Annotated in this window: 15 protein-coding genes; 7 read left to right on the top strand and 8 right to left on the bottom strand. The window is 55.9% G+C overall.

Features of this window, described 5'->3' with window-relative positions:
• The first annotated feature begins 56 nt into the window (after nt 1-56).
• Nucleotides 57-845, top strand: coding sequence for a tyrosine-protein phosphatase (locus tag G544_RS0104905; protein ID WP_027273559.1), 789 nt, complete (start codon nt 57-59; stop codon nt 843-845).
• A 53-nt stretch (nt 846-898) separates the two neighbouring features.
• Here the strand turns inward: G544_RS0104905 and asd are convergent, their stop codons facing one another.
• The 3 genes from asd to G544_RS0104890 all read right to left on the bottom strand — a co-directional run bounded on the left by asd (nt 899) and on the right by G544_RS0104890 (nt 3,849).
• Nucleotides 899-2,002, bottom strand: coding sequence for an aspartate-semialdehyde dehydrogenase (asd, locus tag G544_RS0104900; protein ID WP_027273558.1), 1,104 nt, complete (start codon nt 2,000-2,002; stop codon nt 899-901).
• A 208-nt stretch (nt 2,003-2,210) separates the two neighbouring features.
• The gene (gene rhtB, locus G544_RS0104895) at nt 2,211-2,837 is read right to left on the bottom strand and encodes a homoserine/homoserine lactone efflux protein (RefSeq protein WP_027273557.1); all 627 of its coding nucleotides are present in this window, start codon (nt 2,835-2,837) and stop codon (nt 2,211-2,213) included.
• A 148-nt stretch (nt 2,838-2,985) separates the two neighbouring features.
• On the bottom strand, nt 2,986-3,849 hold the full coding sequence (locus tag G544_RS0104890) for a glycerophosphodiester phosphodiesterase family protein (RefSeq protein WP_027273556.1): 864 nt from the start codon (nt 3,847-3,849) through the stop codon (nt 2,986-2,988).
• Between the two features lie 249 nt (nt 3,850-4,098).
• Between G544_RS0104890 and pldB the strand changes: the two genes are divergently transcribed.
• Nucleotides 4,099-5,100, top strand: a complete 1,002-nt coding sequence (gene pldB, locus G544_RS19945; protein ID WP_036023348.1) for a lysophospholipase L2 — start codon at nt 4,099-4,101, stop codon at nt 5,098-5,100.
• Between the two features lie 46 nt (nt 5,101-5,146).
• A complete protein-coding gene (gene yigL / locus G544_RS0104880; protein ID WP_027273555.1) occupies nt 5,147-5,944 on the top strand; it encodes a sugar/pyridoxal phosphate phosphatase YigL in 798 nt (265 codons plus the stop codon).
• 53 nt (nt 5,945-5,997) lie between these two features.
• Here yigL and glpQ read toward each other — a convergent pair whose 3' ends face one another.
• Both glpQ and glpT read right to left on the bottom strand, forming a co-directional pair.
• Nucleotides 5,998-7,086, bottom strand: a complete 1,089-nt coding sequence (gene glpQ / locus G544_RS0104875; RefSeq protein ID WP_027273554.1) for a glycerophosphodiester phosphodiesterase — start codon at nt 7,084-7,086, stop codon at nt 5,998-6,000.
• A gap of 257 nt (nt 7,087-7,343) precedes the next feature.
• Entirely contained in the window at nt 7,344-8,702 is a 1,359-nt protein-coding gene (glpT, locus tag G544_RS0104870) for a glycerol-3-phosphate transporter (RefSeq protein ID WP_027273553.1), read from the bottom strand.
• A 378-nt stretch (nt 8,703-9,080) separates the two neighbouring features.
• Here glpT and glpA point away from each other — a divergent pair, with 378 nt between their 5' ends.
• The 3 genes from glpA to glpC are packed head-to-tail and all read left to right on the top strand — an operon-like array spanning nt 9,081 to nt 13,172.
• Nucleotides 9,081-10,721 (top strand): anaerobic glycerol-3-phosphate dehydrogenase subunit A, encoded by a 1,641-nt coding sequence (gene glpA / locus G544_RS0104865; RefSeq protein ID WP_036023333.1) that lies wholly within the window; start codon nt 9,081-9,083, stop codon nt 10,719-10,721.
• Nucleotides 10,711-11,973 carry a glycerol-3-phosphate dehydrogenase subunit GlpB gene (glpB, locus tag G544_RS0104860; RefSeq protein WP_027273551.1) on the top strand — a complete coding sequence of 421 codons (1,263 nt, stop codon included), beginning with the start codon at nt 10,711-10,713 and terminating at the stop codon, nt 11,971-11,973. Before glpA ends, glpB begins: the two co-directional genes overlap by 11 nt.
• Nucleotides 11,970-13,172 (top strand): anaerobic glycerol-3-phosphate dehydrogenase subunit GlpC, encoded by a 1,203-nt coding sequence (glpC, locus tag G544_RS0104855; RefSeq protein ID WP_027273550.1) that lies wholly within the window; start codon nt 11,970-11,972, stop codon nt 13,170-13,172. The genes glpB and glpC overlap by 4 nt, the downstream gene beginning before the upstream one ends.
• A 130-nt stretch (nt 13,173-13,302) precedes the next feature.
• On the opposite strand, the gene G544_RS0104850 is transcribed toward glpC, so the two are convergent.
• The 3 genes from G544_RS0104850 to G544_RS0104840 all read right to left on the bottom strand — a co-directional run bounded on the left by G544_RS0104850 (nt 13,303) and on the right by G544_RS0104840 (nt 15,732).
• Nucleotides 13,303-13,881: a DcrB-related protein gene (locus G544_RS0104850; RefSeq protein ID WP_027273549.1), complete on the bottom strand. Its 579-nt coding sequence runs from the start codon at nt 13,879-13,881 to the stop codon at nt 13,303-13,305.
• Between the two features lie 129 nt (nt 13,882-14,010).
• On the bottom strand, nt 14,011-14,682 hold the full coding sequence (locus G544_RS0104845) for a 7-cyano-7-deazaguanine/7-aminomethyl-7-deazaguanine transporter (protein ID WP_027273548.1): 672 nt from the start codon (nt 14,680-14,682) through the stop codon (nt 14,011-14,013).
• Nucleotides 14,683-14,838: 156 nt separating this feature from the next.
• On the bottom strand, nt 14,839-15,732 hold the full coding sequence (locus tag G544_RS0104840; protein ID WP_027273547.1) for a pirin family protein: 894 nt from the start codon (nt 15,730-15,732) through the stop codon (nt 14,839-14,841).
• Between the two features lie 139 nt (nt 15,733-15,871).
• On the opposite strand from G544_RS0104840, the gene tusA reads away from it, so the two are divergent.
• Nucleotides 15,872-16,120, top strand: a complete 249-nt coding sequence (gene tusA, locus G544_RS0104835) for a sulfurtransferase TusA (protein WP_027273546.1) — start codon at nt 15,872-15,874, stop codon at nt 16,118-16,120.
• Nucleotides 16,121-16,132: the final 12 nt, after the last annotated feature.

Below are 16,132 nucleotides of genomic sequence, written 5' to 3'. Positions count from 1 at the left end.
GTAATCTTTACGGTACTTTTTATCATGAACCAAGCTAGCTGAAACAAGAGGGAATTATGGCCACTATTGATTTATTACACGCATCGCTACTGCCGCTACAGGGAGGCATCAACTTTCGCGATCAGGGAGGCAACATAGCCGCCGATGGTCGCAGGGTTAAGTCGGGCAAGCTGCTGCGCGCAGGCGCGCTGGACAGGCTGACGGAACGCGACTGTGATTATCTGAGCCAAATTCCCTTAACCAGCATTATCGACTATCGGGATGCCGACGAAGTGGCGCTTCGACCGGACGTAGTTTGGCAGGGCGTAAGCTATGACAACGTTCCGGCTAACCCGCTGACGGACGACGTCAACGCCAACTTTTCCAAGCTTACGGATGAAGCGCTGGCGGCGTTCGACGCCGCCGACTTTATGAACCGGCTGTATAACCAGCTGCCGTTTGACAACCGGGCCTATCGCCACCTGGTGCAGGTCATGTTGGCGCCGGGCGACGGCGCGCTGGTGCAGCACTGCGCGGTAGGGAAAGACCGTACCGGCATTGGCTCGGCGCTGGTGCTGTTAACGCTGGGGGCGTCGAAGGATACCGTTATAGAAGACTATATGCTGACGGAAACCACCCTTGAACCCTTCCGCCAGGAGATGATGAGCCATCTGGCTAAGCAGCTGACGCAGCAGCACGGCATCGACAGCCTGAACTACGTGATGTCGGCCAAGGAGTCGTTTATCGGCACTGCGCTGAAGGCGATTGAGCAGCGCTACGGCAGCACCGACAGCTGGTTGGAGCAGGAGTTTGGCCTGACGCCGCAGGTGCGGGTGAAAATTCAGGATAAGTATCTGGAGTCCTGAGTAAAGAAACTTCTCCCCTCCGCAAAGGCGGAAGGGAGAGGGGTACGGTAGGATTACAGCAAAATGCGCAGCATGCGGCGCAGCGGCTCTGCGGCGCCCCACAGCAGCTGATCGCCGACGGTGAAGGCCGACAGATATTCCGGCCCCATGTTCAGCTTGCGCAGACGGCCTACCGGCGTTGCCAGCGTGCCGGTGACGGCGGCGGGGGTTAGCTCGCGCATGGTGATTTCGCGATCGTTCGGCACCACCTTCACCCACTCGTTGTGCGACGCCAGCATGCTTTCGATTTCGCTCAGAGAGACGTCTTTCTTCAGCTTCAGGGTAAACGCCTGACTGTGGCAGCGCAGCGCGCCGATGCGTACGCACAGGCCGTCGACCGGGATAGTGCTGGCGGTGTTGAGGATCTTGTTGGTCTCAGCCTGACCTTTCCACTCTTCGCGGCTTTGGCCGTTTTCCAGCTGCTTGTCGATCCATGGGATCAGGCTGCCGGCCAGAGGCACGCCGAAGTTGTCTACCGGCAGCGCGCCGTTGCGCATTTGCGCGGTAACGCGGCGCTCAATGTCCAAAATGGCGGAGGCCGGATCTTCCAGCTCTTTTGCCGCCACGGCGTGCAGCATGCCCATTTGGGTCAGCAGTTCGCGCATGTGGCGCGCGCCGCCGCCGGAGGCCGCCTGATAGGTGGCGACGGAGGCCCACTCAACCAGATTGCTGGCGAACAGGCCGCCTAAGGCCATCAGCATCAGGCTGACGGTGCAGTTGCCGCCGACGAAGGTTTTTACGCCCTGATTTAGGCCCTGATCGATGACGTGCTGGTTGACCGGATCGAGGATAATAATCGCATCGTCTTTCATGCGCAGCGTAGAGGCGGCGTCGATCCAGTAGCCGTTCCAGCCCGTAGCGCGAAGCTTAGGATAGATTTCGCTGGTGTAGTCGCCACCCTGACAGGTGACGATGATGTCCAGCGCGCGAAGCGCGTCGATATCGTTAGCGTCCTGCAGCGTGCCGCCCTGACCGGTGAATGAGGGCGCAGCCTGGCCCGTTTGTGAAGTAGAGAAAAAGACCGGGCGAATAGCGTCAAAATCGCGTTCTTCGATCATTCGTTGCATCAGAACGGAGCCAACCATACCGCGCCAGCCAACAAAACCGACGTTTTTCATATTTAGTATCCTAACCTTGCTGTAATCAATTGGCGGGGTGGGCGCGGAGCGGCCGCGCTGCCCTTGAATGTTGTGTTTCTGAGTTATCTTGCACAGACCTCTTCCACATTACAAAATGTATCCAGCCGTGCAAGTAAATTTATTCGATATAAACAAAATATTTAGCAATAAAACTTATAATTCGGCGTTTTCTTTCGCCGCAGGGCGCTTAATGCGTCGCCCTGCGCGCCATCAACAGCAGGCCGCCGACCAGAATAAACAGTGAACCGAACAGGCGGTTAAGAAGCCTCATCTGGTGCGGCTGACGGACCCACTTGGCTACGCGGCTGGCGAGCAGCGCATAGCCAACCATGACGACAATATCCACCGCGACGCTGGTGACGCCAAGAATCAGATACTGGGCGGCCTGCGGCTGATTAGGCACGATAAACTGCGGAAACAGCGCGGCCAAAAACACGATGCTTTTAGGGTTGGTCAGGTTAACCAGCACGGCGCGCTTAAAGCGGCCGCTTTTGGGCAGCGACTGGGACACCGCGTTAAGGTCCATCGCTCCCGCCGCTCGCCACTGCTGGATACCGAGCCAGATAAGATAGGCCGCACCCAGCCACTTCAACGCGACGAACGCCATCGCCGACTGCGACAGCAGCGTCCCCAGCCCGACGCCAACCAGTACGATGTGTGCCGCAAGGCCGACCTGAAGGCCCGCTATCGCGGGGATAGCGCCGCGAAAGCCGTAGGTGATGCCGGTGCTCATGGTGTTTATTGCGCCAGAGCCGGGAGAAAGGCTAAGAATAATCGTTGTGACTAAATAGGTTAGCCACCATTCAAAAGTCATGGTAAAGGTTCTGCGTTAATGGGAGGGGATACGATTTTTTATCACGCTTTCAGACGCCAGCGCCAGATTTTTTAATCCGCGTCGGTGAGGTAAACAAACGGCGGGCAGACCCTGCCGTTTGTTTTCGGAAAAAGTCAGCGTCGGAGGGCTATTTTTTTACGATCGTACGGAATTTTTCCGGCGAATTCACCATCACGCCGTCCGCCCCCAGCTCTACTGCCGTTTGATAATCCTGCGGGCTATTGACGCCAAACAGAATGACGTGGGCTTCTCCCTGGGAGCGGAAGCAGGCCATGGCTTCTTTATCCCAGGTCAGCGTGGCCTGAGAACGGCCTTCGCCCAGGGTGAACGTCTCCACCACTTCAACCTTCCTGTTCAGCTCCAGGCCGTACCAGCGGGGCTTATCGCTGTTTTCTATGCGACATGAATGGTTAAGGGAAACGTTGGCCAGTATCGTTCTGGTCGCATCGCGGCTTTCAAAGCGAGGAACGCTGGCCGGAAGGGCGTTAAGATAGCCCTCTTCCGTGGAATAAACCCGCACCCGCGAGAACGAGCCGGTTTTTTTCAACACGGCGGTCAGCGCATCGGCAAAGCGTGCGGGATCGGCATCGGGGGATTTTATATCCAAATAAAAGAACGTGGACGGGTAGCGGGTTAATACGGCCTCAAGGGTGGGAATAGTAATGTTCTTTCCCCTGTAAGGGTGGCTGTCCTTGCCAAATGACCAACCGGCGTCCGCAGCGGCAAGCTGTGACAGCGTATAGTCGGAAATTGGCCCCTGTTTATCCGTTAGCGCTTCCAGTTTGGAAGGGCGATAAAGGACCGGGACGTTGTCCTTGGTTAATTGAAGGGTTATCCATATGGCGTCAGCGCCGTTGCTGAGCGACTTCTCTATTGCTACGAGGGTGTTTTCCGGCGCGTCGTCCGTTCCTGCTCGGTGCGCGACGATTTGAGGCTGGGCGAACGCGCCGAATGAACTTCCCAGTAGAACCAGTATCGCCATTGTTTTCATTTGAACGCTCCTTTTCTATCCATTGAGTATTAATCAAAAAATATCGGGGGACTGTTAGTAAAAAACCGATCTACCATACTAGTCGTTGTCTTTTTTTAGAACGTATTTTTTGTATTGGTAGTACGATGTTGGTATGTAGTCATGCCGATGAAGGTTATAAAATTATTGGATTAAATGACGACTGAGTCTTTTTAATGTGCGCATCGCTTCGCGATAAACAGCATTAACGCCAGCGGGGGCCCTTAATTTATGACAACGGATTTCTTTGCGTTAGAGCTGGAGCTATTAAGTCGTGAAAAACGCTTTGCTGCGTTTTCCTCCGGCCCGCTGCTGGATTTCTGGCAGCTGCGGCGGGAAGCTGACTTTGAAGGCGTTGGCGGCATTGAAATTTCCTACGTTCGATTTACGTCCCCTGAACACCGGCGCGCAGTGGTTATCTCCCCCGGCAGAACGGAGGGCTATATTAAATATCAGGAGTTGGCCTACGACCTGTTTCACTGCGGCTATGACGTCTGGATTATCGATCACCGCGGGCAGGGTTTTTCCGGCCGCCTGCTGGAAGACGGCCAGCGTGGGCACGTAGAGGAGTTTGATGACTACGTCGAGGACTTCGAAACCTTTTGGCAAACCGCCTTTACGCCGCATCGCTATGCGCACGCGTTTCTTATCGCCCACTCCATGGGGGGCGCGATTTCCGCGCTGTTTCTCGCTCGCCATCCGGGCGCCGTCTCCGCCGCCGCGCTCTGTTCGCCAATGCTGGGTATTCGCCTGCCGATGCCCAAGTGGCTGGCAAAGCGCATTACGGACGTGGCAGAACGCTGGCAGAGCGTCAGGGAGCATTATGCGGTCGGCACCGGCCGCTGGCTCCCGCTGCCCTATGCGGTTAATATTTTGACTCACAGCAAGGTGCGCTACCGCCTTTATTCTCGCCACTATTCGGACTACCCGGAGCTTCGCATCGGCGGCCCGACCTATCGCTGGGTCAAAGAGTCAATAGAAGCCGGCGAACAGGCGATTGCCCTGGCGCCTCAAATTACCACGCCTCTTATGCTGCTACAGGCCGGAGAAGAGCGCATCGTTGATAACGACGCACAGGACGCTTTTTGTCAGGCGATGGCGCAGGCTGGGCACCCTTGCGAAAGCGGCGGACCGATAGTTATCAAGGGCGCTTTTCACGAAATCCTCTTTGAACGCGACGTGCTGCGTACGGAGGCGTTGCTGGATATTTTGCGCTTTTTCGCGCAGTATTGATGTTTAGTTATAATGAATTCTTTTTTCGTTAAGGGTTGATATTAATATGTATCCTATCGTTGCATCCGATCTGGACGGCACGCTGTTGCAGAACGACCACACGCTTTCACCCTACGCTAAAGATACGCTGCGCCTGTTATCCCAAAGCGGAATTCACTTTGTATTTGCCACCGGCCGCCATCACGTTGACGTAGGGCAGATCCGCGACGGTTTAGGCATTGACTCCTATATGATTACCTCCAACGGCGCTCGGGTGCACAACCCTCAAGGGGAGCTTATCTTCAGCCATAATCTCGATCCCAATATCGCCTACGAGCTCTACCATATCGTGGAGAGTAATCCACATATTGAAACCCACGTATACCGCAACGACGACTGGTTGACCAACCGCGACAGCGAGGACCTGAAGAACTTTCACAAAGAGTCGGACTTCAGCTATCGGCTGTTTGAACCCGATACGTTAGCGACGGACGGCGTCTGTAAGGTATTTTTCACCAGCTTTGAACACGACAGGCTGCTCAAGCTGGAGGAGGACATCAATCGGCGCTACGGCGATAAGGTTAACGCCAGCTTCTCTTTAGACTATTGTCTGGAAGTGATGGGCGGTCACGTGTCAAAAGGGTGGGCGCTGCAAGAGGTCTCGGGGTTGATGGGCTACGGTTTGAAGGACTGTATCACTTTCGGCGACGGCATGAACGACGCGGAGATGCTGTCGATGGCCGGCAAAGGCTGCATTATGCAAAACGGCTCGCCGCGCCTGAAGAAAACCCTGCCCCAGCTTGAGGTGATCGGCAGCAACGTCGACGATGCGGTGATGCACTACTTGAGAAATATGTATCTATAGTCAAAAGAAAGCGGGCGCAAAGGCGCCCGCGGCGTTCATGATTCTTTTTGCGGCTATTTATGCTGCCCCTGCTTCTCCAGAAATTTCACCGCCATATCGGGGAAGTCGGAGAACAGCCCGTCAACGCCCGCCTGGTTGTACATGACGTCCAGCAGCTGGTTCATGTCCTTCGCATAGGGCGGCAGCGCGTCAGCGCGCAGCGTGTAGGGATGTACTTCCATTCCTGCCTTATGGGCGTCTTTCGTCATCGATGAAAGCACGACCTTGCCCGGCTTGGATGCCTTCACGTCAAGCAGCATCGGATATTGAGGGCCAATGCCGTCGGCGTACTTGGCGATTTCCGTCATGGCGCCGGGCTTGAACATCCAGTCGTAGCTATAGTTTACAAGCTTGCCCTGAGCATCGGGTTCGAACGTCTCTTCCCAGTCGGTGTAGGCGATTAGCTGGACCAGCTTCAGATCCATTCCCGCTTTGGGCATCAGCTCGGTCTTGATGCGCTTAAGTTCATTGAAGTCGAAGCACTGAAGGTAGACGTTGTCGCTTTTCTTGGTGTAGCCATATTTTTTCAGGACTTCCAGCGTTTTGGCCGTGATGTCTTTACCTTCGCTGCGATGGAACCAGGGCGCTTTGATTTCGGGATAAATGCCGATGTTTTTGCCAGTAGAGTGGTTCAGGCCCTGCACGAACTCGATTTCATCTTCAAAGGTGTGGATGCGGAAATCGGATTTTCCCATCGGGAAGCGGCCAGGATAGCTCTGTACCTTTTTTCCGTCCTTAATGTCGAAACCTTCGGTGAATTTCAGCGACTTGATTTCATCCAGCGTAAAGTCGATAGCGTAATAGCGGCCGTCCTTGCGGGCGCGATCGGGAAACCTGTCGGCCACGTCGGTGACGCGGTCAAGATAGTGGTCGTGCAAAACGATAAGCCTGTCGTCTTTAGTCATGACCAGATCCTGCTCGAGGAAGTCAGCCCCCTGCTGGTAAGCCATGGCCTTTGAGGCCAGCGTATGTTCGGGAAGATAACCGCTGGCGCCGCGGTGAGCGATAACGACCTTGTCGGCCTTTTGCGCCGCCTGAACGGCCGGGAGTAGGGCCATGCCTAAAACCATGCCAGCCAAAAGCGTTTTAAAACCTGTCTTCATCCTTTTCTCTCCGTGTGAGTATTTTAGAAGCACAGCAGGGGCGTTGAAAACCGCTGGCCGTGCAGCGTACGTTTTAAGCCGAATTGCTTTTTGTTTCTGTTACACATGACTGATGAAAATGGTATCCGCGTTAGATGACGTCAGGATGACGTTCGCGAATTGGGTTTGAAGCGCGTTTTATGTTTTTATTGTTATTGAGAGTGAAGATATGCGCTGCGGCCAGCGTTGGCCGCAGCGTTTATTGCAACGTAAACGGATTAATTACCGGCCTGTTTTGCCAACATTTCCGCTTTGTGTTTGTTTTCGCTCAGCATGGTCATTACCAGCAGAACGACTGCCAGAGCGCTGCCGCCGATCATGACCATAAAGCCGCCGTCCCAACCGAAGAAGTCAACGGTGTAGCCGACGATGGCGCTTGCCGCAACCGAACCGCCCAGGTAGCCGAACAGGCCGGTGAAGCCCGCTGCGGTACCGGCCGCTTTCTTCGGCGCCAGCTCAAGCGCGTGCAGGCCGATAAGCATAACGGGACCGTAGATCAAAAAGCCGATAACGGTCATGCACAGCATGTCGATGCCGGGGTTGCCCGCCGGGTTCATCCAGTAAACGACGGTCGCGATGGTAACCAGAATCATAAAGAATACGCCGGTTGCGCCGCGGTTGCCCTTGAACACTTTGTCGGACATCCAGCCGCACAGCAGCGTGCCGGGGATACCCGCGTATTCATAGAAGAAGTAGGCCCAGGAAGACTTGTCCAGCGCGAAGTGCTTCACTTCCTTCAGATAGGTCGGTGACCAGTCCAGAATGCCGTAGCGCAGCAGGTAAACGAACACGTTAGCGATGGCGATGTACCACAGCAGCTTGTTCGGGAAGACGTACTTCATGAAGATTTCTTTCGCGCTCAGCTCTTCTTCGTCTTTTTCCGTGTAGTCCGGCGGATAGTCGTTTTTGTACTCTTCAATCGGCGGCAGGCCGCAGGATTGAGGCGTATCGCGCATCAGCGCAAAGGCGATCAGAGCAACGATGATGGCGGCGATAGCCGGCATGTAGAATGCGGCCTTCCAGTCGTTAAACCAGGCCATACCCAGCAAGAACAGCAGAGGTGGAATACCGCCGCCGACGTTGTGGGCGCAGTTCCAGACGGAAACGATGCCGCCGCGCTCCTTCTGCGACCACCAGTGAACCATGGTACGGCCGCACGGCGGCCAGCCCATGCCCTGGAACCATCCGCAGATGAACAGCAGCACGAACATCATCATGATGCTGGAGGTTGCCCAAGGCATAAAGCCCATCAGCAGCATGACGACGGAAGCCAGAATCAGACCCGCCGGCAGGAAAACGCGCGGATTCGAACGGTCAGAGACGGAACCCATGATGAACTTGGAGAAACCGTAAGCGATGGAGATGCCTGAAAGCGCAAAGCCCAGATCGCCGCGGCTAAAGCCCTGTTCTACCAGGTAAGGCATTGCTAACGCAAAGTTTTTTCTTACCAGATAGTAGGCGGCATAGCCGAAGAAGATCCCCATGAAGATTTGCCACCTCAGACGGCGATAAGTCGGATCGATCTTATCCTGTGGCAGACGCGCGGTGTGCTGCGCGGGTTTAAAAATACTTAGCATAGTGCCTCCACTGGCAGTCATTTATCTCTGTATTTTCGTATGAATGTAATAATGAGAGCGAACATCGATCGGATGCTCATATTATTTTCTTTATCGCTCAGTACGTTGTCATCCTTTCTTACGGTACGGCGCTTTTTATCTGCGAATTCCTATAATTTTTTCACTTTCGCCGAGCGAAATGTACCATCTTTTTAACCAAATGTATGGAATGTTAATGCTGATGTTGTGAGAATGGTCACATTAGTGTTCTTTTTTGCTCGAATGAACTCTAAATATGCTCGAATTTGTTCCTTATCAAACAAAATTGGCGCAGGATATGTATTAATAACACCATAGACGTATTCTGAACGTTAAGAATGACTGCGGGAGCAATTGACAATGAGCGTTTTTCCTTCAATCGAGACGGATGTCATCATCATTGGCGGCGGCGCGACGGGGGCCGGCGTTGCCCGCGACTGCGCTCGCCGCGGGCTGCGCACTGTTCTGTTGGAGCGCTATGACATTGCTACCGGCGCAACCGGGCGCAACCACGGCCTGCTGCACAGCGGGGCGCGCTATGCCGTGACGGACGCTGAATCGGCCCGTGAGTGTATAGAAGAAAACAAAATCCTAAAGCGCATTGCCCGCCACTGCGTAGAGCAGACCGACGGCCTGTTCTTAACGCTGCCGGAAGACGACATCGCGTTTCAATCTACCTTTATTGACGCCTGTCGCGCTGCCGGCATTGACGCGCAGGCGATGGACCCGAAGGAAGCCCTTCGCTTCGAGCCGTCCGCTAACCCCGACATGCTTGGCGCCGTCAGGGTGCCCGACGGCACCGTCGACCCGTTCCGCCTGACGGCGGCGAACGTATTGGACGCGCGCGAACACGGTGGGCAAGTGTTCACTTACCACGAGGTTATCGGCCTGATCCGCGAGGGCGACCGCGTCGTGGGCGTGAAGGCTTACGATCACTATCGCAAAGAGATGCGTGAAATACGCGGCGAGATTGTTGTTAACGCGGGCGGCATCTGGGGGCAGCGCATTGCGGAATATGCCGAGCTGCGCGTTCGCATGTTCCCGGCCAAAGGGGCGCTGCTGATTATGGGGCACCGCATCAACAACCGCGTTATTAACCGCTGCCGCAAGCCTGCCGATGCGGACATTCTGGTGCCGGGGGACACGATTTCCCTGATTGGCACTACCTCTACCCGCATTCCTTATGAAGACATCGACAATATGGTGGTTACGCCGCAAGAGGTTGATGTGCTTATTCGTGAAGGCAGCCGTCTGGCGCCGAAGTTAGCGCATACTCGCATTCTTCGCGCCTATGCCGGAGTGCGCCCGCTGGTCGCCAGCGACGACGATCCGTCCGGGCGCAACGTCAGCCGCGGCATCGTGCTTTTGGATCACGCCGTGCGCGACGGGCTGGAGGGCTTTATCACCATTACCGGCGGCAAGCTGATGACCTACCGCCTGATGGCGGAGTGGGCAACGGATAAAGTGTGCGAAAAGCTTGGGCACCGCGGTGAATGTACCACTGCGCAGGAAGCGCTTCCCGGCTCCCGACAGTCGGCCGAAGATACGCTGGGGAAAGTAATTTCTCTGCCATCCACTATTCGAGGCTCTGCCGTCTATCGCCATGGGGATCGAGCGACTCAGCTGATAAGCAATGGTCGTCTGGACAACAGCCTGGTGTGCGAGTGCGAGGCGGTAACCGCCGGTGAGGTTCGCTACGCCGTTGAGTCTCTAAACGTGAATAACCTTATCGACCTGCGTCGGCGCACGCGCGTCGGCATGGGGACCTGTCAGGGTGAGCTGTGCGCCTGCCGTGCGGCCGGTTTGTTGAATCGGTTCAAGGTGACGACGCCTCAGCAGTCGCTCACGCAGCTTTCAACCTTTTTGAACGAGCGCTGGAAGGGCGTTCGTCCGATCGCCTGGGGAGACGCCCTGCGCGAAAGCGAATTTACCAGTTGGGTCTACCAGGGGCTATGTGGTCTGGATCCCTCATCCAGCGTGGAGAAGAGTAATGAAATTTGATGTAGCCATCATCGGCGGCGGTCTGGCCGGGTTGTCCTGCGGGATTCGACTGGCGGAGCAGGGCAAACGCTGCGCGATTATCAGCGCAGGACAAAGCGCGCTGCATTTTTCCTCCGGTTCGCTGGACTTTTTGAGCCAACGCACCGACGGTTCAACGATTGAAAAACCGCTGGACGCATTGGCCGAGCTGGGGGCCGATCACCCTTACGTCCGACTTGGAGGAGAGGCCGTCTCCCGCATGGCAAAGCAGGCTGAAGCGATGCTGGCGGACTGCGGGCTGCATTTTTTTGGCTCAATTGAGCAAAACCACCGTCGGGTTACTCCTCTGGGTACGCTTAGGGCGACCTGGCTGAGCCCGAAAGAGGTTCCCGTTGCGCCGATTGGCGGCGAGCTTCCGTGGCGGCGCGTCGCCGTGGTCGGCATCGAAGGCTTTTTGGACTTCCAGCCTCAGCTGGCCGCCGCCTCTCTGGCCGAGCGGGGCGTCGAGGCGACGATCGAGTATTTGCACTTACCCGCGCTCGACGGCCTGAGGAAGAATCCCAGCGAGTTTCGCGCGACGAATATCTCCCGCGTGCTGGACCTGCCTGAAAATCTCGCTCTGCTGGCGCAGGAGGTAGCGCGGCTGGCCGAAGACGTCGACGCCGTCATCCTCCCGGCCTGCGTAGGGCTGGAAGATTCGAACGCAATTGAAACGCTTCGCGAGCACGCCGGTAAGCCGGTGATGTTAGTACCCACTCTCCCGCCTTCGCTGCTCGGTATTCGACTGCATCAGGCGCTGCGTCGCCGCTTTTTGCAGCTGGGCGGCCAGTTTATGCCGGGTGATACCGTGCTGAAGGCCGAACTGGAAGGCCAGCGCGTTGCGCGTATCTATACCCGCAACCATACGGACATTCCCATCGAGGCGCAGCAGGTGGTGCTGGCCAGCGGCAGCTTCTTTAGCAACGGCCTGATCGCTGAATTCGAGCGCATTTTTGAGCCGGTGTTCGGGTTGGACGTTTTGGACGTACCGGAACGCCCGCAGTGGACGCATCAGAACATGTTTGTTCCTCAGCCCTATTTACGCTTTGGCGTAAAGGCCGATGAAACGCTGCGCGGAACCGTAAACGGCCAGTCGCTCGACAATCTGTACGTTATCGGCGCGGTGCTGGGAGGGTACGATCCGCTGCAGCAGGGCTGTGGCGCGGGCGTCTCTCTGGTAACGGCGCTGTATGCCGCGGAACGGATCCTTACCCAGGCGGAGGTGGCGCAATGAGCCTGACGACCGACAACAGCTTTGAGAGCTGCATCAAGTGCACCGTCTGTACGACGTACTGCCCCGTAGCGAAAGTGAATCCTAACTATCCGGGGCCCAAGCAGGCCGGGCCGGACGGCGAGCGTCTGCGGCTTAAAGACCCTACGCTGTATGACGAAGCGCTGAAATACTGCACTAACTGCAAGCGCTGCGAGGTCGCCTGTCCTTCTAACGTGAAGATCGGCGATATCATCCAGCGGGCGCGGATCAACTATGCGCCGCCCAAGTTTAAGCTGCGCGACGCGATTTTGAGCCACACTGACCTGATGGGTACGCTGTCTACGCCGTTTGCGCCGCTGGTGAACGCGACAGTAGGCCTTAAGCCGGTAAAAGGCATTCTGGACAGCGCGCTAAAAATCGATCACCGTCGCGATTTGCCTAAGTACTCGTTTGGCACGTTCCGCCAGTGGTTTCGCAAGCAGGCGGCAAAGCAGCAGGCGTTTTCCGACCAGGTGGCCTTTTTCCACGGCTGCTTCGTCAACTATAACCATCCGCAGTTGGGCAAAGACCTGGTGCGGGTGCTTAACGCGATGGGGATGGGCGTTCAACTGCTGAAAAAGGAGAAGTGCTGCGGCGTCCCCTTAATCGCTAACGGTTTCATCGATAAGGCGAAAAAGCAGGCCAACGTGAACGCTGAATCGCTGGTGGATGCGGTAATAGGCAAGGGAATTCCGGTCGTTGCGACCTCCTCGACCTGTACGTTTACGCTTCGCGATGAGTACCCCCATCTGCTGGGCGTCGATACGACGCCGGTGCGCGATAAAATCGAGCTGGCGACCCGCTTTATCTACCGGCTGCTGTCCGAAGGACGCGAGCTGAAGCTTAAGCATACGCCGATGAAAATCGCCTACCACACGCCCTGCCATATGGAAAAGATGGGCTGGACCGCCTATACGCTGGCGCTTTTAGAGCGCATTCCCGGCGTTGAGCTTATCGTTCTCGATTCCCAATGCTGCGGCATTGCGGGAACCTACGGCTTTAAGAAGGAAAACTATGAAACGTCGCAGGGCATCGGTGCGTCTTTATTCAGGCAGATTGAAGAAAGCGGCGTGGACTTCGTCGTCAGCGACTGTGAAACCTGTAAATGGCAAATAGAGATGTCGACGTCCAAACGCTGTGAGCACCCGATTACGCTGCTGGCGCAGGCGCTAGCGGACTAGCGAGAGAGTCATGGGAAGGCCCGAAAGGGCGTTTTTCCGGTCGACGTTAACTCTGGCGGACGACCGGATTTTACGATGGAAGTATTTATCCTCTGTTTCAGGCGGCCTTCGAGCCGCCTTTTTTTATATCCTACGGCTGGATTTTTAGCGAAGCGATGAAGGCATCGACCGCCTTCTCGGCATCGGCCTGCTGTTCGGCAGGGTAGGTCAGCTGTATGGTCAGCAGCTGTTGGCCTATTTGGCCAAGGATGGTGGAGGAGTAGTTTTTCTTACCGTCGATGCGTACCAGCGTATCAAGACGCTGCAGCGTTTGCCCGCCGGCCTCAACCGGCGCTTTTTTCAGCAGGGTAAGCTCACCGTCGCGCATTTTTTGCTGCGCTTCCATACGGGTAATCAGGTTTTCCAGCGAGTCGCCGGGCATTGAGCTGCTGATGACGATTAGCATTTTTTGCGCGGCGTTATCGGCAAATACCGCCATGTTAGTGGTCTGAGAGGGGCTTTTCCCGCTCTGATCCTGAAGGCCTTTGGGAACGTTAAAGCTGACCTTTCCTCCCAGCACCTGAGTTTGCCCGTCAGCGGATGCGCCGGGCTGCGCCGCAGCAGAAGAACCGTTGTCCGCTGGCGTCGTAGACGAATCCTTGTTGCCGTCACAGGCGGCGAGGCTTACGGCAAACAGACACAGACCCATTGTTTTCATTAACTTCTGCATGGCACTTCCTTCATCTTTTATATGAGCGTCAAAACGTAACCGCGGCATTGCTATTAAGCCGCGGCGTCGAGCGATTAGACTATAAAAATATCATCAAGGTTCGGCATGCGCCAAAATTATCTGAATTATCTACGCCGCATCGCGCATAAGCTTGGGCGTCGACTGAATGCGCACCAGCCGCTTTAGCAGCACGTTTAGCAGGATGCCGTACATCGGCAGGAAGAACAGCGCGCAGATAAGCAGCTTGAACGCATAGTCGACTAGCGCGATTTCTACCCAGTTATCCGCCATAAACGCGTTGCTGCTCTTGTAGAAGGCGATAGAGAAGAACGCGATGGTGTCGCTTAGGTTGCCGAACACGGCGGAAACGCTGGGAGCGACCCACCAGGCCTTAAGCTGGCGGAGCCGGTTGAATACGTAAATATCGAGGATCTGCCCCAGCACGTAGGCCATAAAGCTGGCGATAGCGATGCGGGCGACGACGATGTTGAGATGATAAATAGCCTGATACCCTTGCCACGCCCCTTCATAGAACCAGGTCGACAGCAGGTAAGAAATAAGCAGCGCCGGCATCATTACCACCAGAATGATGCGTCGGGCCAGCGGCGCGCCGAACACTCGAACGGTAAGGTCCGTCGTTAAAAAGATAAACGGGAAGGTAAACGCGCCCCAGGTCGTATGGAAGCCAAAAATGGTTATAGGCAGCTGAACCAGATAGTTGCTCGAGGCAATAATCAGAATATGGAAGAACGAAAGCCATAGCAGCGCTTTGAGCCGCTGTTGTGCGGAAAATTCAAACATGTTGTGACCTTTTTAGTTAAACGGCTTACGCCTGCTGGGGTGAGGGAACCCAGCGTTGTATAAAATATGTTCGCCAAAGATACGGCAGCCGCAGATGATACCGCGTCAGAGAGGGAATGCAACCGGAGATTGCTCTGCGGTATTTATTTACGGCATTTACGGTATTGTTGGCGCAGGCGTCGGCGGCTGTCCGGCGTTTGGCACCGTACCGAAGCGGGCGCTGCCAGCGTTCCACTCTTCAACGGCGTTTCGAAGCTCTTCCTTACTGCGTCCGACGAAGTTCCACCACATCAGCACCTCTTCACCCAAGGGTTCGCCGCCAAGCAGCAGGACCCGGCTGTTTTCCGCCAGCGTTAGCGGCAGTTCGACATGGTCTGGGTCGATATAGGCCAGCTCGTTTTGGGCGAAGGTTTCTTTCCCAATTTGAGCTTCCCCTTCCAGAATAAACAGGCCGTATTCGAAATCTCGGCGTAGAGGCAGCGTCAGCGTCGCCTTCTGGCGGTTGGCGACGTCTACGCCAACCAGCTCCGAGAAGCCGAGCGTCGGCGCGCGGCGGCCGAAAAACTCTCCCGTTAGCAGCGTGAAGCCCACGCCGCCGTCTTGCCATTTCGGCAGGTTAGGGTAGTGATCGAAGCGCGGCGGCATGTCTTTCACCGCCTCAGGCAGCGCGATCCAGAGCTGTGCGGCGTGCAGCTTCAAACAGCCGGGTACGGAATCTTCCGAATGGGATATACCGCGCCCCGCCGTCATCAGGTTAACTTGCCCGGGGCGAATCACCTGTTCATAGCCCAGGCTGTCGCGATGCAGAATTTCCCCCTCCAGCATCCAGGTAAAGGTTTGTAGTCCGGTATGGGGGTGGGGCGCTACGTGCATGCTTTGCGCATCGCTTTGAAATACGGCGGGGCCGGCGTGATCGAGAAAGCACCAGGCGCCGATAAGGCGTCGTTCCTTAACCGGCAGCCCGCGCGCAACGGGGATGCCGCCAACGTCTTTCGTTCGGGAAGCGATGCGCTGAAGGTCGGGCGCTTGGGGAGTTGGTGTATGGGGCATAGTTTGTCCTCACTGTTCTTCGAACAACCGTCTGGTATATCCGTTAGGCTTGCGCTCATTGCGCATCGTATTAAACTAGGCGAACGTTTTTTTAGACCGCTCTTTTAGAACAAGGGCAGAAAACAGCAGCAGGTTTTTTATGACAGACGCGTTTGCCAATCCCGACTGTACCCTTGATGCGTTAGGGCTGCGTTGCCCTGAGCCGGTTATGATGGTGCGTAAAACCGTGCGCCACATGGCGAGCGGGCAGACGCTGCTTATCGTTGCGGACGACCCGGCGACGGTTCGCGATATCCCCGGCTTTTGCCGCTTTATGGACCATGAGCTTCTGGCTTCTGAAGTTGAAGCGACGCCCTATCGCTATCTTATTCGTAAGGGCGAAGCCTGATCTCTTCTACGC

This window comes from Leminorella grimontii ATCC 33999 = DSM 5078, from assembly GCF_000439085.1.
GTDB lineage: Bacteria > Pseudomonadota > Gammaproteobacteria > Enterobacterales > Enterobacteriaceae > Leminorella > Leminorella grimontii.
Note: the sequence above shows the minus strand (reverse complement) of the source record. Positions and strands in the feature narration are given on the sequence as shown.